Source organism: Limnobacter sp. UBA7229 (assembly GCF_002473065.1).
Taxonomy (GTDB): Bacteria; Pseudomonadota; Gammaproteobacteria; order Burkholderiales; family Burkholderiaceae_B; genus Limnobacter; species Limnobacter profundi.
On record NZ_DKTN01000022.1, the window covers coordinates 390,830 to 408,072 of the forward strand.

8 protein-coding genes are annotated in these 17,243 nt (G+C 52.4%); 2 read left to right on the plus strand and 6 right to left on the minus strand.

Going from position 1 to position 17,243, the window contains the following annotated elements:
• Positions 1 to 1,350: a multiheme c-type cytochrome gene (locus B4C79_RS13640; protein ID WP_291740269.1), complete on the plus strand. Its 1,350-nt coding sequence runs from the start codon at positions 1 to 3 to the stop codon at positions 1,348 to 1,350.
• A gap of 3 nt (positions 1,351 to 1,353) precedes the next feature.
• Complete coding sequence (locus B4C79_RS13645) at positions 1,354 to 3,816, plus strand: cyclic nucleotide-binding domain-containing protein (protein ID WP_291740271.1); 2,463 nt, start codon at positions 1,354 to 1,356, stop codon at positions 3,814 to 3,816.
• A gap of 30 nt (positions 3,817 to 3,846) precedes the next feature.
• Here the strand turns inward: B4C79_RS13645 and B4C79_RS13650 are convergent, their stop codons facing one another.
• From B4C79_RS13650 to B4C79_RS13675, 6 genes are read right to left on the minus strand one after another with little or no spacing between them, the layout of a single operon-like run.
• Positions 3,847 to 6,111, minus strand: coding sequence for a CHASE2 domain-containing protein (locus tag B4C79_RS13650; RefSeq protein ID WP_291740273.1), 2,265 nt, complete (start codon positions 6,109 to 6,111; stop codon positions 3,847 to 3,849).
• 13 nt (positions 6,112 to 6,124) lie between these two features.
• Positions 6,125 to 7,582, minus strand: a complete 1,458-nt coding sequence (locus B4C79_RS13655; protein ID WP_291740275.1) for a FecR family protein — start codon at positions 7,580 to 7,582, stop codon at positions 6,125 to 6,127.
• A gap of 11 nt (positions 7,583 to 7,593) precedes the next feature.
• Positions 7,594 to 12,990 carry a filamentous hemagglutinin N-terminal domain-containing protein gene (locus B4C79_RS13660; protein ID WP_291740277.1) on the minus strand — a complete coding sequence of 1,799 codons (5,397 nt, stop codon included), beginning with the start codon at positions 12,988 to 12,990 and terminating at the stop codon, positions 7,594 to 7,596.
• A gap of 11 nt (positions 12,991 to 13,001) precedes the next feature.
• Positions 13,002 to 14,642, minus strand: coding sequence for a ShlB/FhaC/HecB family hemolysin secretion/activation protein (locus B4C79_RS13665; RefSeq protein WP_291740279.1), 1,641 nt, complete (start codon positions 14,640 to 14,642; stop codon positions 13,002 to 13,004).
• Positions 14,643 to 14,660: 18 nt separating this feature from the next.
• The gene (locus tag B4C79_RS13670) at positions 14,661 to 15,440 is read right to left on the minus strand and encodes a 3',5'-cyclic-nucleotide phosphodiesterase (protein ID WP_171098481.1); all 780 of its coding nucleotides are present in this window, start codon (positions 15,438 to 15,440) and stop codon (positions 14,661 to 14,663) included.
• Positions 15,441 to 15,470: 30 nt separating this feature from the next.
• Positions 15,471 to 17,210, minus strand: coding sequence for a patatin-like phospholipase family protein (locus B4C79_RS13675; protein ID WP_291740282.1), 1,740 nt, complete (start codon positions 17,208 to 17,210; stop codon positions 15,471 to 15,473).
• Positions 17,211 to 17,243 lie beyond the last annotated feature (33 nt).

A 17,243-nucleotide genomic window follows, 5' to 3' on the forward strand; every position in this document is an offset into this window, starting at 1 on the left:
ATGAAAGCAAATGCCTTGAACCGATGCTTCAATCGCCTGTTGCTTGCGCTAGGCACAAGCTTGTTGCTGGCTGCGCACACAGCCGGCATGGCCCAAACCATGCCGCACCAATCACCCCATCAATCGGTTGGCACAGTGAACTGTGCCAGCAGCACCTGCCATGGCAGCATTGCTGAACGCACAGCGACACCTGTTTTGCAAAATGAATACACCACCTGGCTGCGGGAAGACCCACACACGCAGGCCTATGCCGTGTTAAAGAATGCACAATCGCAACGCATCGCCAAAAACCTGGGGCTTGCCCAACCAGCCCATGAAGCCAAAGTTTGCCTGGATTGCCACAGCCACAATGTGCCGGCCAGTAAACAGGGGCCGCGCTTTGACAAAAGCGATGGCGTGAACTGCGAAGCCTGTCACGGCCCTGCCGAAAAGTGGATTAAAACCCACGTAGAACCCAAGGCAAGCCATGCAAAGAATATTGAAAATGGCCTATACCCCACCAGCGACCCCTACGCTGCCGCCAAACTGTGCACCAGTTGCCATGTGGGCGATTCAAGCCGCCCGATTACCCATCAAATCATGGGTGCGGGGCATCCGCGTATTTCGATTGAAGTGGAAACTTTCATGGCCCTTGAACCACCGCATTACAGAATCGATGAGGATTGGGTCAAGCGCAAAGGCGCTTACGATGCCGGTAAAATTTGGGCGATGGGGCAATTTGCAAGCAGCGCCAATTTGCTGGAATTGATCGCAGACACCAAGAGAAATCGCCAAGGCATCATGCCCGAACTTATGATGTTCGACTGCCACGCCTGCCACTCACCCATGAGCAAGAAAGACTGGTCCAAAGACCTGGCGCGCAGCCCAGGGCAAGCACGCATCAACAACTCCAGCCTCATCATGGTTCAGGCCATTGTTCGCGCAGCCGCACCGCAACACAGCAGCGACATTGCCAAACTGGTGAACCAGTTGCACATTGCAAGCACCTCACCGGCCGCCAACTTCGCTGAAGTTGAACGCGCCGCAAACGTACTTCATGCGCAACTGAACACCGTGCGAAAAGTAGTGGCCACGGTTCCATTCAATGAACAAGTGTTGGAGAAAATCCTGAAAGACCTGGTGAATATGGCAGCCAATAACCAATACGCCGATTTCGCCGGTGCGGAACAAGCCTACATGTCGATCAGCAGCGTGGCCAATGGCCTGGCCCGCAAAGGCAATTCGCGCATTGCGCAAACCGTGAATTCAAAAATGGATCGTTTGCTGAAATTACTCAGCAATGATGAGGCCTACGACCGCGAAGCATTTCAATCCGAACTGCTGGCCCTGAAAGCCGCAGTGGGAGCGTAAACCATGCAAGACAATCTCAAACCCATGTTTGCCGATGTACCCGCTGAACTGGATATCGCCATTGTAGGTTCAGGCCCGGCTGGTTTGTCTGCGGCGGCGCGTGCGCAGCAACTGGGTTGCAAGTACGTGTTGTTCGAATCAGAAAACCATGCATCGGACACAATTTACAAGTACCAAAAGGGCAAGCATGTCATGGCTGAGCCAGGCTTTTTGCCCCTTCGCAGTGGCATGTCATTTGAAGCCGGAAAGCGGGAAAGTATTCTTGGCACCTGGGATTCGCAGCTGCTTAATCAAAAAATCAATATTCAATACAAGAAAACCGTCAGCAAGATCAGCAAACTCAATAATGGTGCCGGACCGTTCGAGCTGACCTGCGAGGACGGAACCACAACCACCGCCCGCACAGTGATTTTGGGTATTGGTCTACAAGGCAATATCCGAAAAATTGGAACTGCTGGTGACGACCTTCCCAATGTTCAATACACCCTGGCTGACCCCGATGAGTTCAACAATGAAACCATCATTGTGATCGGTGCGGGTGATGCCGCCATTGAAAACGCCCTGGCCTTGATGAAGAACAACAAGGTGGTGCTGATCAACCGCAAAGATGAATTTGCCCGCTGTAAAGAAGGCAATCTGAACCAGATTCTTGCGGCAGACAGGAATGAAGATTTGCGTATTTTCTACAACACCAGCACAAGTGCAGTCGAGGAGATACCCGAGGCCAAAGAGGGAGAGCCCACACTCAACTACCGCTACAAAGGCCCCGAGGGTGAGCAGGCCATGCCTGTGCACCGAATTATTGCCCGTTTGGGGGCGACACCGCCCCGTGGCCTGGTAGAGAGCTTTGGGGTGACATTCCCCAACAGCGATCCCAACGCAGTGCCTGCGCTTAGCGAAACTTATGAATCCAACGTGCCCGGCCTGTTCATTGTCGGTGCGCTGGGTGGATACCCTCTAATCAAGCAAGCGATGAACCAAGGCCATGAGGTGGTGGATTCCATCATGGGCTTGCCGGTGGTACCCGCTGACGAGCCGTTGCTTGCCGAGAAATTCAAACCCCTGGGTGATGTCTCTGTCTCAGCCGTGCTGGACATGATTCTGGAAAATGTTCCACTGTTCAACCAGATGACCCGCCTTCAACTGCGCGAATTCATGCTGGAATCAACGCTTCACCAACCCAAGAAAGGTTCAGTCATTTTCCACAAAGGTGACTACACCAGCACTTTCTTTGCCATCGTGCAGGGTGGTGTTGGCATTGAATTGGTGAACAAAGATGGCAAGCCATTCATTCTTAATCTCGACAAAGGCAATTATTTTGGCGAGATGGGTTTGATCTCCGGGCGACGCCGCACCGCCACAGTTTACGCAGGCAATAACTGCGTATTAATCGAAACGCCCCGCAAGGCCATGCTGAAGCTGATCGCCTCGGTGGATGCGGTGCGCCGAACCCTTGATGAAACGTTCGTGCGTCGAGCCCTGTCCACGCACCTTGCGCCGCAGCTGGAGCCTCAGGAAATTGAACAACTGATTGCGTCAGGCATCAGTGTGACCCGCTACGTGCGGGGTGAAAAACTGTTCAGTGAAGGCGATAAAACCGACGGTTTGCATTTGATTCGGCGCGGATCTGTTGCAGTGTCCAAGTTGATTGATGACCAAGACTCGGTGCTTTCCTATGTGTCCGCAGGCAGCTATGTTGGGGAAATAGACCTGGTGGATGGAACAGATCGACAGACCACATGCACAGCCACAGTATTGACTGAAGTGTTATTGATTCAAGCCGATGCGGTCATCGATGTGTTGAGCAAAAACAGCAATTGGAAAAAGGCTCTTCAGGCCAAAATTGGCAAACGCGTTCACGACGCCATTTTTCGGGAAAGCACTGCGAAACGCGAAAGCGATTTGATTCACTTTTTGATGAAACAAGGTTTGGGCGATGCCACCAACGCCCTGGTTATTGATGAGAACCTGTGCGTGCACTGTGACAATTGTGAACGTGCCTGCGCAGAAACGCACGATGGAATACCCCGCCTGGATCGCGACGCTGGACCCACCTTTCAGAATATTCATCTGGCGCATTCCTGTCGACATTGCGAACAGCCGCATTGCATGAAAGACTGCCCGCCCGATGCCATTCGCCGCAACGAAAAAGGCGAAGTCATGATTGCAGACACCTGCATTGGTTGTGGAAACTGTGCCAAAAACTGCCCTTACAATGCGATTGAATTGAGGGTGAAACCACCTCCCAGAAAAACCGGTTTGCTGTCTTGGCTGCTGTTCGGCGCGGGCGGCCCTCTGGGTGAACGCCCGGTGAAGTACGACGCCAACTCTATCAAAAAAGCCTACAAGTGTGACTTGTGCCACGGCAAAGAAGGTGGGCCAGCCTGTGTCCGCGCCTGCCCAACGGGCGCGGCATTCCGTATTTCACCCGAGGTGTATTTGAACCAGCAAAACGAACTGATCTAAGCCAACCAAGTTGGGTTAAATCGGTTCGTTTTACTTCGTGTCGAACTGGGTTACACCATCCCAGTTTTCAGGTGGGGAATTCAACTCAAAGTACTCAATACGGTTTTCGTAGAGAGCATGCAAAGTAGAATTCGTCACCACACTGCCCTGCAATCCAGTCAACCGTTCTCGCGCCAACTGCCATTTCTGGGCACGAAACGCGGCCAAAAACTCATCCCATTGTTCCAACTGACTCAAGCTTGCTTCAGGCAAAGTGGCGTGCTCACCCAAAGGTGCATAAATTGAAACAGGCTCGTTCTTGCCCTTCACCTTCACCGCATCCAGTTCTTGAAACACCATGCCGGGCACAGCCGCCTTGGTTTGTGGTCCTACAATTACGCCCACACCATAAGTTTTGGTAATGCCTTCCAGTCGCGAACCCAGGTTCACCGCATCGCCCATCACGGTGTAAGCGCGGCGAATTTTTGAGCCCATGTCGCCCACGCGCATTTGCCCGGTGTTCACACCCACACCAATGGCCAGGGTGGGCCAATTGCGCGCCAGGAGCCGCTCATTCAAACGTACAGCTTCTTCCTGCATGGCAATGGCCGCTTTGGTGGCCAATTCAGCATGTTCAGCATCGGCAATGGGTGCCCCCCAAAAGGCCATGATGGCATCACCAATGTATTTGTCCAGCGTGCCACGGTGGGAGCGAATAATCTCGGACATCACCGTGAGGTATTCATTGATGTACTCGCGCAATTCATTGGGCTTGAGCGATTCTGAAATCGTTGTGAAACCTCGAACATCCGAAAACAGCACTGTAAGTTCGCGGCTTTCACCTTCCATGGAATAGCGTGTGGGGTCCGCCGCCATTTCAGACACCAATTCTGGCGCTACATACTCCCCGAACAAATCCACCATTTGCCGCTTGCTGCGCGATTCTGCCAAATACCCATAGGCCACATCGAACATGAATATGGCAAGCACCAGCAACAACACCACCGCCACCGGCAATACCAGGCCTGCCTGAAAATACAGCAAGGAATTGACCGCCACGCTGGCCACCAACACCGCCAGTGCAACCAACAGCGACCAGGTGGCACTGAGAATAGGCATCATCACACTCAGCACGAAACCCACTGCCAACACTGTAATGAACAACAAACCCTGCGAATACTCGGGCCGAAGTTTATAAATGCTGTCGAGCATGCCGCTGATCACATTGGCATGCACTTCTACCCCCGGGTAGGCCGGGTTCACGGGTGTGCTTCGCAAATCGAGCAAGCCAGGTGCTGTAGTACCGATCAATACAATTCGACCTTCAATGTCTTCGGGCTTCAATGTGCCGGCAAGTACATCGGCAGCAGACACATAGCGATAGCCGCCAGCATTCGGACCACCCTTGGCCCGGAAATGAACACGGGTTAACAAGCCACGTTCAACTGGAATGTCCAATTCAACTTCAGGAGACCTCAGTGCAATCAGCTCCACTGCACCATAATCATCCGGTACGCCTTCTGGAAACACAGGTATCACCTGTGGGTTACCCAAGGCCCGCCGCAGTGTGCCCAAAGCAAAACTTTGGTAATAAGCATCATTGAATTGAGCAAGCAGCGGAATGGAGCGAACAGTGCCGTCCTCATCCACAATCGGATTGAAATAGCCGCCCTCTGCATTTTTCTGCAGCACGGGTATATTGCCGCCATAGCCCTGCCAGCTTGTACTGTCGAGGGTCAACTCGCCCAACTGGCTTTTTTTGAACAATGCTGGCGGAAGCGCGCCAGACAAGGCTGTTGGATCCTGATTCAGGTAGTACCCCAACACCACTGGCCGGTCGGCCAGAACCTGGGCCAACTGTGCATCTCGATCGAACTGCGCTTGAATTCCGGTTCGTAATTCCTGAAGCTGGCTACCCAGTGCAGGCTTGTTTTCGATAATGGTGTCCAATGCCAGAAGCGCATCACTTTGCTGAGGTTCGGCAAACACAATGTCGAAGCCAACGGAAGCAGCACCCAACCTGTCGGTCAACTCAACAATCAGCTTGGCCACCACATCGCGAGACCATGGCCAACGCCCTAGTTCGCTCAGGCTTTGTTCATCAATATCGACAATCACAATGCGCGGATCAAGCTCAGGCAATTGTGCCTCTGCCCGCAGCCGCACGTCATAAACCAGGTAATCAAGACGCTTCACCACTTCGCTGGGTGCGAACCCCAACACATGCAGCAAAGCCACTGCCGTGAACGAAAAACCCACACCAATGCGAAATGCTTTGCCCGCAATTTTTCGCCAAGACTTGATCAATTTGCTCATGTATCAACTACCATCAAGGCGCACACTGCGGTGCCGAGAATGGCGGGGCAGACAGGGTGATGTCTTGAACAATTACATCGGGCGGTGCAGTCAGCAATTGCGGAGGCAGGTTACTCAATGTTTGTACAAAGGCACCCTCACCTCGGTTCACCTCGAGCGGAGCCTGATTGGAGTTGGTAATGACGATGGTGCCGTCGTTCACAGCAACAAACAATTGCGAACCCTCATCTGAAGAACCACTGCCCTGCGTCAAAGACTGCACAGGCGTAGACGACAGGGTTTCAAAGTTTGCAGGCGTGGTTTCAGGCAGTGGACCCGCATTGGGCACATTGCCCAGCACGTTGGCCAATGAATTGATGACTTGAATATTCACATTGCCCGCAGGAATAACCGCCGATTGCCCTGCATTGATCACTGAATTCAAATTGCCTGAAGTGACAATAATTTGCCCATCACGAAGCTCAACCGTCAGGTTGGCTCCACCCGAGCACACAACCAAGCCACCCGACACTGATGTACATGAGATATCAATTGCCGTGCCTCGAATACCCACCGTCGCAGTTTCAGTAAAAAACTTCACGTTGTTGGGTTCGGCTTTGGCAATGGCGCCGGTTACCGCACGCACAGCCCCTTTGAGCAACTTGAACGAGGCCACTGAGGTTTGTGGTGAAGCTGGTGCGTATCGATAAGCCGCCACTTGCATGGAGCTGCCACCTGGCAGAGTGAGGCGTGTGGAGTCAGCCATGCTGACCACGGCAAACCCACCTTCCGACACATCGATGGTTTCCCCCGCAAATACGGCTGATCCTTTTTGCAAAGCGCGTCGCTTGCCTTCGACCGACACAGCGAACAATTCGCCAGTCAGTTGGGAAATACGCCCCGCCACATCAGCCGTGGAGGTATTTGTGGCTGTGGCTTTGTCAGACTCGCCCTTGGCCAGGCGAGTACACTCATTGCCTTTGCAAATTCGGGCAGTGAAGTCGGTTCCCCGAATACCAATGGTGGCTGTTTCGCTTTTCATTGAAAAAGCGTCTGCACTGCCACGTTTGCCAATCAACCCAGTGAGTGTGCGCAACCCCCCTTTAACGAGTTTGAATTCGGCTTTGTCGGCTATGGGTTGCTCCGGTTGATATTCATAGTTTTCAACCACAAAGCGCGTGTTTGGGCGCAATGCCACCTGCGTGGTGTCCACAAACTCCAGCACCGTGGTGCTTTTTGCCTGTGTATTAATGACATCGCCCACATTCAACTTGGTACCAGCGCTGGCAAATTTGTTTTTGCCTTCCGCAGTTTGCAAATTAACCAAGCCAGTCACTACTTTGATAGTACCCACCACTGCTTTGGCAGGCTGACTGGCCGATTGTGCCCCTGCCGGCGCAGCAAGGTCTTTCGGTTGAATGTTTTGAGCCAACGCCGTGTTGGTGCCAACAAAGCTCAAAGCGAGAAAACCCAAGGCCAATAGTTTCTGCATGTTATTGATCCTCATTTGCACACCGCCGAAGCCCGCTGAGGATCACTTTGTGTGGTCTTCAACTCAATGTCATTGGACTGCTGTGAAATAGTTGTACCCGCAGTGCTTTGATTGGCCACCTCGACGGCCTCCTCTTCCTGTTGGGTTTGTTGCGTGCTACTTGTCGATGTAGTACCCGAGCTTGGCTCAGTAGTGCCAGTTGAGGTGGAAGTTGGCGTGAAAGCCTGATTCAAGTTTTGACCAACCGAGGTGCTATCCGTGCCTGTGCTTTGCGTCAACGAAGTTGGACTTGTTGGCGAGGTGGGCTGGGGCGAGACCGGAGGCGGTGAACTTACAGCCACGGTCGAGGTGCTCATTTGCTGAATGGGCAACTGCTGACCATTCGTGGTGTTCGCAATCACGGGTGAAGAGAATGTGTACGCAGAACTGGCAGGTGAAGTGGAAATACTTCCGAAAGTGCCGTTGATGGTGTTGGCCTCCAAGAAGGCGTACTGACTACCCGCAACCAGCGTACCACCTGAAATATCAATTAAATTCAATTGACCCGCCAGGTTGGCGTTGCCCTGTACCACGATGCAATCGAAATCAGTACCCTGAACCCCACCGTTGCTGGCAATTTCAATGTCGATAATGCTGCTGGCATCCAGGTTCAAGTCACCACTCACTGTCATCAAGCCGGGAGATGCACCTGGAACGATTCGACCACCTTGGGCATTCAAATTACCGTTGATGTTTGCAAATCCACGCAAGGCCCCGCCGTTGATGTTGATGTTACCCACCAACTGTGTACCTGGCTGAACGGTGAGGTTACCGGCGGATTGACTGTAACCAGTATCGAAAGTGAATAATCCGCCATTAAAAAATACATTCGCGGCATTTTGAAAGGAACCACCAAAATAAATATCCTGTTCCGATCCACCAGAGAAGTTCAGTGTGCCGGTGCCGCCATTCACAAAGTTATTTCCAAATAAGCCAGAACCAGTCAAGTTCAAAGTGCCCGCGTTTGAGAACAAACCAGTACCTGAAACCATATTAGAGAAAGTGTAAGTACCGGTGTTATTGATCGTGCCACTGTTAACGATCGAATTTTGAACAACACTTCCACTGGCGTTACCAAGGTTCAGCACACCACTGTTGTTCAACATACCCGTACCGGTTAGCAGGCCACTGAGTGTGTAATTGCCCTGCAACTCCAATACACCGTTGTTTTCCAGATTGTTCGAAATGGTTTCATTGGCCATGTTGTTACCAAATCGCACTGTGGAACCCGGGGCATTCACCAAGCGTCTGCCGCCAACCAAGTCGGCTACAGTCACCAGGTTCAAACCTTGCATGAATGTGATCTCGTCGGGTGTTTGAAATGCAAACCGCAATGCACTTAAATCGGCGCCCGCTGCAAACGCTACACCACTGTTGGCCAAGGTGGGGTTGGGTGCGCCCAAAGTTGTCATGACCATGCCGGAGTAGGTCAGGTTTTGGGTTACGTCAAACTTCACACAGAAATCAGACACCGAACAGGTCAAGCCATTGACCGCCGATGAATCGGGGGTGCCATCAATCACGAAGGAAGGGTTCGCAAACCCGCTCAACACGGTAGTGATTGGCGTAGAGAATCCATCAAAATCTTCATATTCGGCCAAAGCCACCGCTTCAGGTGTAAGTTGGCCCACAAGGAACACGGGGCGCGATGGCGGCGTTGAAGCACCATAAAACAACTGCAAAGCCGGGGGCAAACTGGGGGTATTGCCGGTCACGTTCAAACGAATACCACTGTCCACATTCAAGGTCATTGAATCTGGAATGGAGCCTGCAGCCATTGGGTCATAAGCTCGTCGGCCCGCGATAATCAGGTTGCCTTGTGCACCTGAACTGATTGTTGCTGTGCCATTCAAATTGGCCACACCCGCAGCATCAGTTTCCACAATCAGGAAAGCATCACCGCCCATATTGATAGTGGCACCATTCAACACAGCAGGCGTTACAGGGGCACCATTTCCATCCTGACTGGCCAGCAACACCACACCGGTTGGCGATACGTTGATCGTTGTGCTTACCTCGGTGTTGCGCAGCTCCAGAAAACTGTCTGGCGCAATATTGATTGAATTGGCTGTGCCCGCACTGGTCAGTAAACCACCGGTTACCACCAAATCATCGCCAACCAAAATATTCCCTTTGCTCAGCGGCGCTGAAGTTGCAGCGTTGCCGGCGTTCACCAGACTGTTATCCCAAACGCCCTCGGCTGCAAGGCGACCACCATTGCTGCGGTTTACATCGTACAAATCTGCAGAAGTGAAATTGCCAGACAAAACCAGAGTGGAATTTGCACCATTTACATTCAGGGTACCGTCTACGGTGGACACGTTCTTGCCCTCAAGGCGCACACGGCCACTGTTCACGGTGAGCGAGCCGTTGAAGTCCAGATCAACAACAGGTTCAAAATCGGTGTTCAACGATTGTGAGAACTGAACCTCACCAATTCTGAGAGAGCGTCCGTCGCCTCCGGCATTGACTTGAATGTTTGCAGACTGAATCACCATGGTGTTGATGGGGGTTGACATGCTGACTTCAGAGTTGAGGTCAAAGTTCTCTGTGCTGGTTTGTATGGAGTTCAGGAAACCATTGACTTCAATGGTCACCGGTGCCTCCAGACGCCCATCCAGCCCGGTGATGTCAACAATTGCCCCACCCGAGGGAGAGCTTGAAAAACTGGCAGTTTCCAAAGGTGGCATGGAGTGAATAATGTCGTCGGTGGCCGCCCCGTTCATGACAATGCGCGCACCCTGTTGAGCAACGAATTGCCCTTGCGTTGTTGAGATATACGCACCAGGTTGCTTGGCTGGAACCATCGGGGTAACACTCACCTCTGAAGAGGAGGAGTTAAACGCACGTCCCAGTTCAAGAAAAGAGCCAGTCGACAGGGTAATTCGGGAAGTGGCACCCATACCAAGGGCCTGGAAACTGGCGTTGTTAAAGCCAGCGCCAATGTTGAAACTTCCGTTTAAATCAGTATCAATCGCACTCAGGAAAGAGGACGAGCCAAACTCGTTGGACATCATGTTGAATGTGCCGTTGAGGATCGCTTTCTGATAGTACAAACTGGAGCCCACCAGGTTAATGGTGCTACCCGTGCCTGCATCAATATCGCCAATTTGGTAGAAGCCAAAAGGAGAACTGCTGCTGCCGGCGCTGTTTGAAAAATTCAAAGTACCGGCGTTGGTATCAATCTCGACAATGTCGTTGAAGCCACCGTTGAAATTGACCGTACCGCTAGAGATCAATCGGTTCAAATTGGTATTGGGATTCAGATCAAATGACAACTCCGGATCAAATAGCGTGACGGTTGACACAGTACTGCCTGCCTCTACGGTCAAGCTATTCGCGTCCAGAAAGTTGTACTGCAAATTCCCTTGAATGGGTGCTGGCAACTCAAAATTGTCTACGCCAACGCGAATATCGGTGACAGGGGTTGTTTCACTTCCAAACAGGCTTAATTGATTCACCTGAAGGTTTGCACCCAGCACGTTGAGTTTCACTGTTTTTTCGGGACTGACAATGTAGCTTTGCTGGGTCACGGGATCTGTGGCCACCGCACCGGTGACAGTGATTCGATTAAGTGCCAACGGGCCACTTGAGCCAGTATTCATTCCCGACAGCAAATTCACGCCGTCGAGTGGCAACTGGCCCATTGTGTTGGTGGGCAAAGCCGTACCAGTATCGTATGGCGACAAAATCAAATTGCCGCTGTTGCCCAGGTACAGCGGGGCATCGACATACACCGGTTTGGCAATGTCATAACTCAGGAACAAATCGAACCCATCAAATACTTGCTGCCCGGGCATCAAGCCCACAGCGGCGTCAATATTGATTTCACCTTTGGCCTCCAGAAATAGTTCTGGATTGATACCGGTCGATTGAGAATTGTTCTGGTCAATCAGGACAGGAGCCGCAATGGTCAAATTACCGTCGCCTGGTTGCGTGCCAGTGGTGTAAATTTGTACGAAACCGTTATTCTCCAAACCATCCACCACGGTACTGTTCAAGAGAAATGACTCAGTCGGCGAGAAGGTTGAAGAAATATCGTCCGTAGAAAAGAACGGGCTCTGTGAGCTGTTTTCAAGGTTGAAACCACCTTGTGGAATTTGATCCACAATCGTCAGGTTAGCCGGGTCGATCAACCACTGCCCAGCCTCACCCTTGGCAGCCGAGGTGTTCGCAGCCACATTCACAGCCAGGCTTTGTTTGCCCGAGGTTTCTACGCGACCACCATTGCTGCCCAGTGCGCCACCCTTGGCTTGCACTTCAGAATCAACGGCCGTGTGCCCGTCGGCCCACACCACCACCTCACCACCGTTGCCGTTGGCTGTGGCATTCGCAGAAATTTGGGTATTGGCCTGCACCACGGTTTGCTGCGAATTCGCAAGGGTTTCATCCTCCCCTTTCCAGCCACCGCCCACATTCACTGTACCGCCGCCTGTGGCTCCATCCGCAGAAATGCGGGCACCACTCAGCACCGCCACGCGTTCGCCGGTGATATCAATTTCACCACCTTGGCCCTGGGCACTTTCGGCAAGAACCTGCCCGCCTGCCAATACATCACCTTGCGCAATAAACCGAATAACACCGCCCTCGCCCAGCCGTGCGCCTGTGGCCTCAACCACACCACTGTTTTTCACCAAATGCGAAAACAGGGATGCATTTTTGCTGATAATTTGACCCAGGTTCACAGCCTCGTCGCCCTCTTTGGCGGCAACGGTCAGGCCAATAGTAGGGTGCCTCATGTCCACAATCGTCACACTGTGGCCAGCAGCCAAAAGCACCTCTCCGTCTGCATGAATAATGCCGCTGTTTTCAATACTGGGTGCCAACAGAACAATAGAGCCACCCGAGTGCGTGGTCAGTGAGCCCTGGTTGACGATGTTGCCTGCTGTGCCAGTTGAATCGTTGAAACGCAAGTGCCCGTTCAGCAAATCCGTATCCGACGCAGCCAGGGTACTGGCCAAAAAGCCCGCAGTATCCACCACAGCGCCCTGACCAAAAAACACACCCGCCGGGTTGATCAAAAACACTTGCCCGTTGCTTTGCAGGGTGCCAAGAATTTGGGACACATCGCCACCAGTAACGCGGTTAAACACCTGGCTGGCCGCATTTTGTTGAATAAACTGCGTGGTTTGCCCAACATCAATATTGAACTGTTGCCAATTCAAAATGGCACCTGGCGTATTGGTAATTTGCATCAAGTTACCAATGGTTTGCGCGGTGGCCTGTCCTGCGACCACCGACATTCCGGTGGGGTTGGCGTAAGCTGAACTGGCAATGGCCATGGCCACACCCAAAGCCACCGCTTTTCGCTGAAACTGGGTGCCTGAACTGCGAACTGAGCTACGGGTTGAAAGACGATTGGATTTCATGGTGTCTTTCCTTACAGGGAAGTGGCAAATGTGACGTGCAACATCACGTCACCATGCGGTTGAATAGGCACACCTGACACAACCTTGGCCAGGTCAACCCGAAACTGGTGTTTGGGAGAAAAAGCAAAACGCGCACCCACACCGTAAGACATCAAATGCGGCTCAACTGGCGAACCGAACACGGGGTTGTTGAACTTCAACTGCGCAGCATCCACAAAACCAACAAACTGCAAACGCTCAAACAAGTTGCCGAAACTTTTGCTGACATTCGGACCCATCAGCTCGAGTGATTGTCGGGTCCCACGGTCTGCAGAAATCACCCGTTCCTCAAAGCCACGCACCGAATAAACACCCCCTGCGCCAAATTGCTCGCCGGGAATCAGTGAGTAATCGGTGTGTTGCGCATCCAGCTGTGCAGTCAAGCGCCAGCCGGGCATCACTTGTTCCGACCAACTGGCATTGGCCCGAATCACGTCGAAATTGGCTTCGGCGGCCGGGTTGGTCATGCGGTACTGGGCGGTTGAATTGTTGCCACCCGTGACGTAATTTTTGAAGTACCCAATTTGAAAAGCACGCTGCCGCGAATCAAGTGCCTCGGAGAGTGAATAAGACACCCCCACCGGCCTGCTTTCCAGTTCTGGCACCAGGCTGGGACCAAAACCATTCAGTTGAACCTGACTCACAAATTCTTTGATTTCGTGAGAAAAGGTAAGCCGTGCGTCGAACCCGGCCAAGCGGTCCAGCAACTTCACCCAACGAATTGCGGCAGTGGTACCGGCACCAGCCACCGATACAGAACTGGCCCCCACGCTCAAGTTGCCTGCATTCACATTCGAATCGCTGTAAGCCAGTTCAAGCATGGAACTGAGGCTGTAAAACGGCACTTTGTAGTTCAGGCCGAATACTTCAACATCCGACCACCTCCCCGGCGAGGTCACGTATTGAAACGAGGCCATGTGGCCTCTGTTAAAAGCATTGTTGTGTTGCAGGGCAAGACCCATGCGGAAGTCACCCGTGGCATTGGTACCCGAGTTGTCCAGGGTCAAATATGCAGCCAAGGGCTTTTGATCGGACACTTGCACTTTCGCGTCCACCAAACCCGGCTTGTCGCTGGGCTCCAGGCGTACGCGTACAATTTTCGCGGGGTTGTCATTGATCAGGCGCAGGTTTTTGTCCATGTCAACGGTGTTGATCAAGGCACCGGGTTGCAACACCACAAGGCTTTCCTGAATCGACTCCGCGGTGAAATAGTCGTTACCCGCCACAGTAATCACATCCAGCCGTGCATCAACAATTTGTAACTTAAGCCGTTCGCCAGGCTTGATTTCCTGTTCAGGAATCAGCACACGAACCACTTCATAACCCGCCTCGGCGTGCAATTGCTCAACAGCGGCTGTGGCCGTTCGCAAATCGGAAAAGGTGATTTCACGGCCTGAAAAGCCACCAAGCACAGCCATAACCTGATCACGAGGCACCAGTTCGGGGCCCAACACCTCAAAACCCGACACTGTGAAACTGGGCTCCTGGTATTCGTCGTTGCTGGACTGGGAACCCGGTGTGCTCTCAGGCGGGGTTTGCGCATGTGCAAACTGCAAATGCGAATTAACCAACAGCACCACTGCACAGGCGACTGCGGAAAGTTTGAATTTCATAGAATTGTGGTGTAACCGTTAAATGTTAAAAATCATTCCGGCCGATAGAATGCGCAGCGGCTGGCTTCCCGGATACTGCTGTAACTCTTTTTGAATCTCGTCGTGCTCTCTGGGTTTCAGATGGCTAATCCAGATTTCACATGCTGCGTTTAATTTTTGAAGCTCACCAAACAACAAACTTGGGCACAAATGCTTGGCCAAATCTGCAAGCCATTTCTCCTTGTCAGGAAAAGCAGCCTCAATAAAGAAATAATCTACCTTTTTTGCGTAGTTGATAAGGGTGAATAACCGGTCTGTTTGGTGCGTATCTCCGGAGAAGCACCACCCCCCGGTGGGAGTAGTCAAAAAAACACCCACGGCCGGGACCGTATGATCCACCTCTACGGTGGAAATTCTGCGCTCACCAAACACCAGTTCTTCTTCAGGCTGTATCTCAACATACTCCAGAACCGGGTTCTCTGCTGTGGGAATTTTCGAGAAATCAGGCCATATTTCCTCATTGAAAATATGTTGCTGCAAGGCCCTGATTGTGGGGAGGGTGGCATACACACGCAGGGGACTTCTGCGGCCCACGCCCACCGTGTCGATTAAAAAAGGCAAACCACAAATGTGGTCCAGGTGGGAATGGGTAATGAATACATGCTCAATTTGCTCGAGACGGGCAAAATCGAGCTCGCACAGGCCTGTGCCCGCATCGATCAAAATATCACTGTCGATCAGGAAGCTTGTTGTTCCTTGTCCGGGAATACCGATACTGCCGCTGCAACCCAACACCTCTACCGTAGAGTGTTTTTGCATCAAAGCCTCGTAAGAATGACGACTGCGTTGTTATGTAGTTTTGTGAAGCAAAGCCAGTATATCCGGAATTGCTTTACGCCCAGCCTCGTAACCCAAGGCAACGATCTCTTCTCTGCGCTCAAACTCCATCAATCCGATTTTTTCAATGGAAGGCTGAACATACAGGTCACTGATGACTTTGGCCTGTCGTGATTTCTCAATACCGCCCAATTCAATGACACGCATCAGCGACTTCATCATGGTGGGCATTTGCACACTGCTGTCGTCTACCATGTGCGCGGTGATGTCTTCCTCAAGGCCCACATCCACGGTGAGAATTTTTCGTGCGCCGCGAGTGCGCATGCAATCGACAGGCACATTGTTGACCAGTGCGCCATCCACCATCACGTGCCTGCCCGCCATGAATGGCTCAAAAAATACCGGGATGGAAGTACTGGCGCGCACTGCCTTCCACAACGGGCCTTGTTCAAACAAAAACTGGTTGCCCGTGGTCAAATTGCAACTGATGGCGAAAAACGGAATCGGCTGGTCTTCAATTAACGAATCACCAAATGCTTTTTGATACACCTCGTCAACTGCCTTGCTTTTCACAAAGCCATGTTTGGGTATCCAGTAGTCGGTCAGTTTGAATGGCAAACCTTTCTTGAAACTGATGGCAAGGGCCTTGTTCACATCGGCGGCCGAGCGCCCCGAGGAGATAAGCGCACCCACCAACGCGCCCATTGAGGTTCCCCCAACCGAGTCCACGACCACACCAGCCTCCTCAAGTGCCTGAAAGAAACCGGCATGGGCGAATCCGCGGGCACCGCCACCGCCCAGCACCAGGCCCAAGGTGAGCCCCAGAATGTGCCGCGCAGCGCGTGCGTTGTCGGAATGGTGGCCACGCCGAACATGCAACAGCTTGAACCCGCTGCCAAAATTGGCGCGTATGCGCTGTACAACCGACTGCTCAACCCAGGCCGCTTCGTGCACCAGTACAAACCACACCGGCAAGTCGTCGTCGGCGCTTTTCAACTGGGCTTTCAACAAGTCGCAACTGCGCGAATCATTCAAGGTGCTTGCACACAGCATCACCACCATGCAATCAAGCTCTTCAATCAGGCGATCGTCCAAAACCTCCAGGGGTTCTGTCTCAATCATTTCAACCACCCAGTCTTTGGCACTGACAGAACTCGGCGGGGTTACGTCACCAAGCTGTTTCCAGCGTCGCAACTCACAATGCCGTGCCATGGCAGACTGAAATCCTTCAACGGCCTGCATGCCAAAACCCTCGGGGCGTACAAAAGACTGAAACAAAATGAACTGGTGTTGCTTCAAGGGGCCGCTGTAGCCGAGTTCACGCTTGAAACGGGAAACAAGCATTCGGATCAGGTGGTGATACACCGAGCGACTGAACTCACCGAACTGCTCCAGGGCGGTTTGATCAATTTCAAGCAGAACACTGTCTCGGCGGGCAGAAATGCTGACTGTACGTGGCGCTTGGTCGAAAAAACCAAGCTCGCCTATCATTTCGCCGGGGAAAAAAGAAAGGGCCAGGTCTTGAAAGCCGTCTGGGCGAAAACGCTGCCCTTTCAACTGACCTTGCAACAAGAGATAAAAATGATGACTGGGCTGACCTTGCTCAAACAAAGTGTCGCCACGGGGTAAACGAACCAGTTTTGCAAGTCGAATTAACTGCTCAGCTTCAGTGGACTGAATTTCGAGCTTTTTGGACAAAAGCTCAATGGCATAACTCAGCTCAATAACCGGCAAGCCAGCGGGTTCGGACACAGGGACACCGTTGTAAGAATAATTTGCCTTGAT

What these genes read in the sequence shown, in the direction of transcription:
- B4C79_RS13650 (WP_291740273.1), bottom strand. Translation starts at nt 6,111, where the DNA reads ATGAGCAAATTGATCAAGTCTTGGCGAAAAATTGCGGGCAAAGCATTT.
- B4C79_RS13645 (WP_291740271.1), top strand. Translation starts at nt 1,354, where the DNA reads ATGCAAGACAATCTCAAACCCATGTTTGCCGATGTACCCGCTGAACTG.
- B4C79_RS13640 (WP_291740269.1), top strand. Translation starts at nt 1, where the DNA reads ATGAAAGCAAATGCCTTGAACCGATGCTTCAATCGCCTGTTGCTTGCG.
- B4C79_RS13670 (WP_171098481.1), bottom strand. Translation starts at nt 15,440, where the DNA reads ATGCAAAAACACTCTACGGTAGAGGTGTTGGGTTGCAGCGGCAGTATC.
- B4C79_RS13655 (WP_291740275.1), bottom strand. Translation starts at nt 7,582, where the DNA reads ATGCAGAAACTATTGGCCTTGGGTTTTCTCGCTTTGAGCTTTGTTGGC.
- B4C79_RS13660 (WP_291740277.1), bottom strand. Translation starts at nt 12,990, where the DNA reads ATGAAATCCAATCGTCTTTCAACCCGTAGCTCAGTTCGCAGTTCAGGC.
- B4C79_RS13665 (WP_291740279.1), bottom strand. Translation starts at nt 14,642, where the DNA reads ATGAAATTCAAACTTTCCGCAGTCGCCTGTGCAGTGGTGCTGTTGGTT.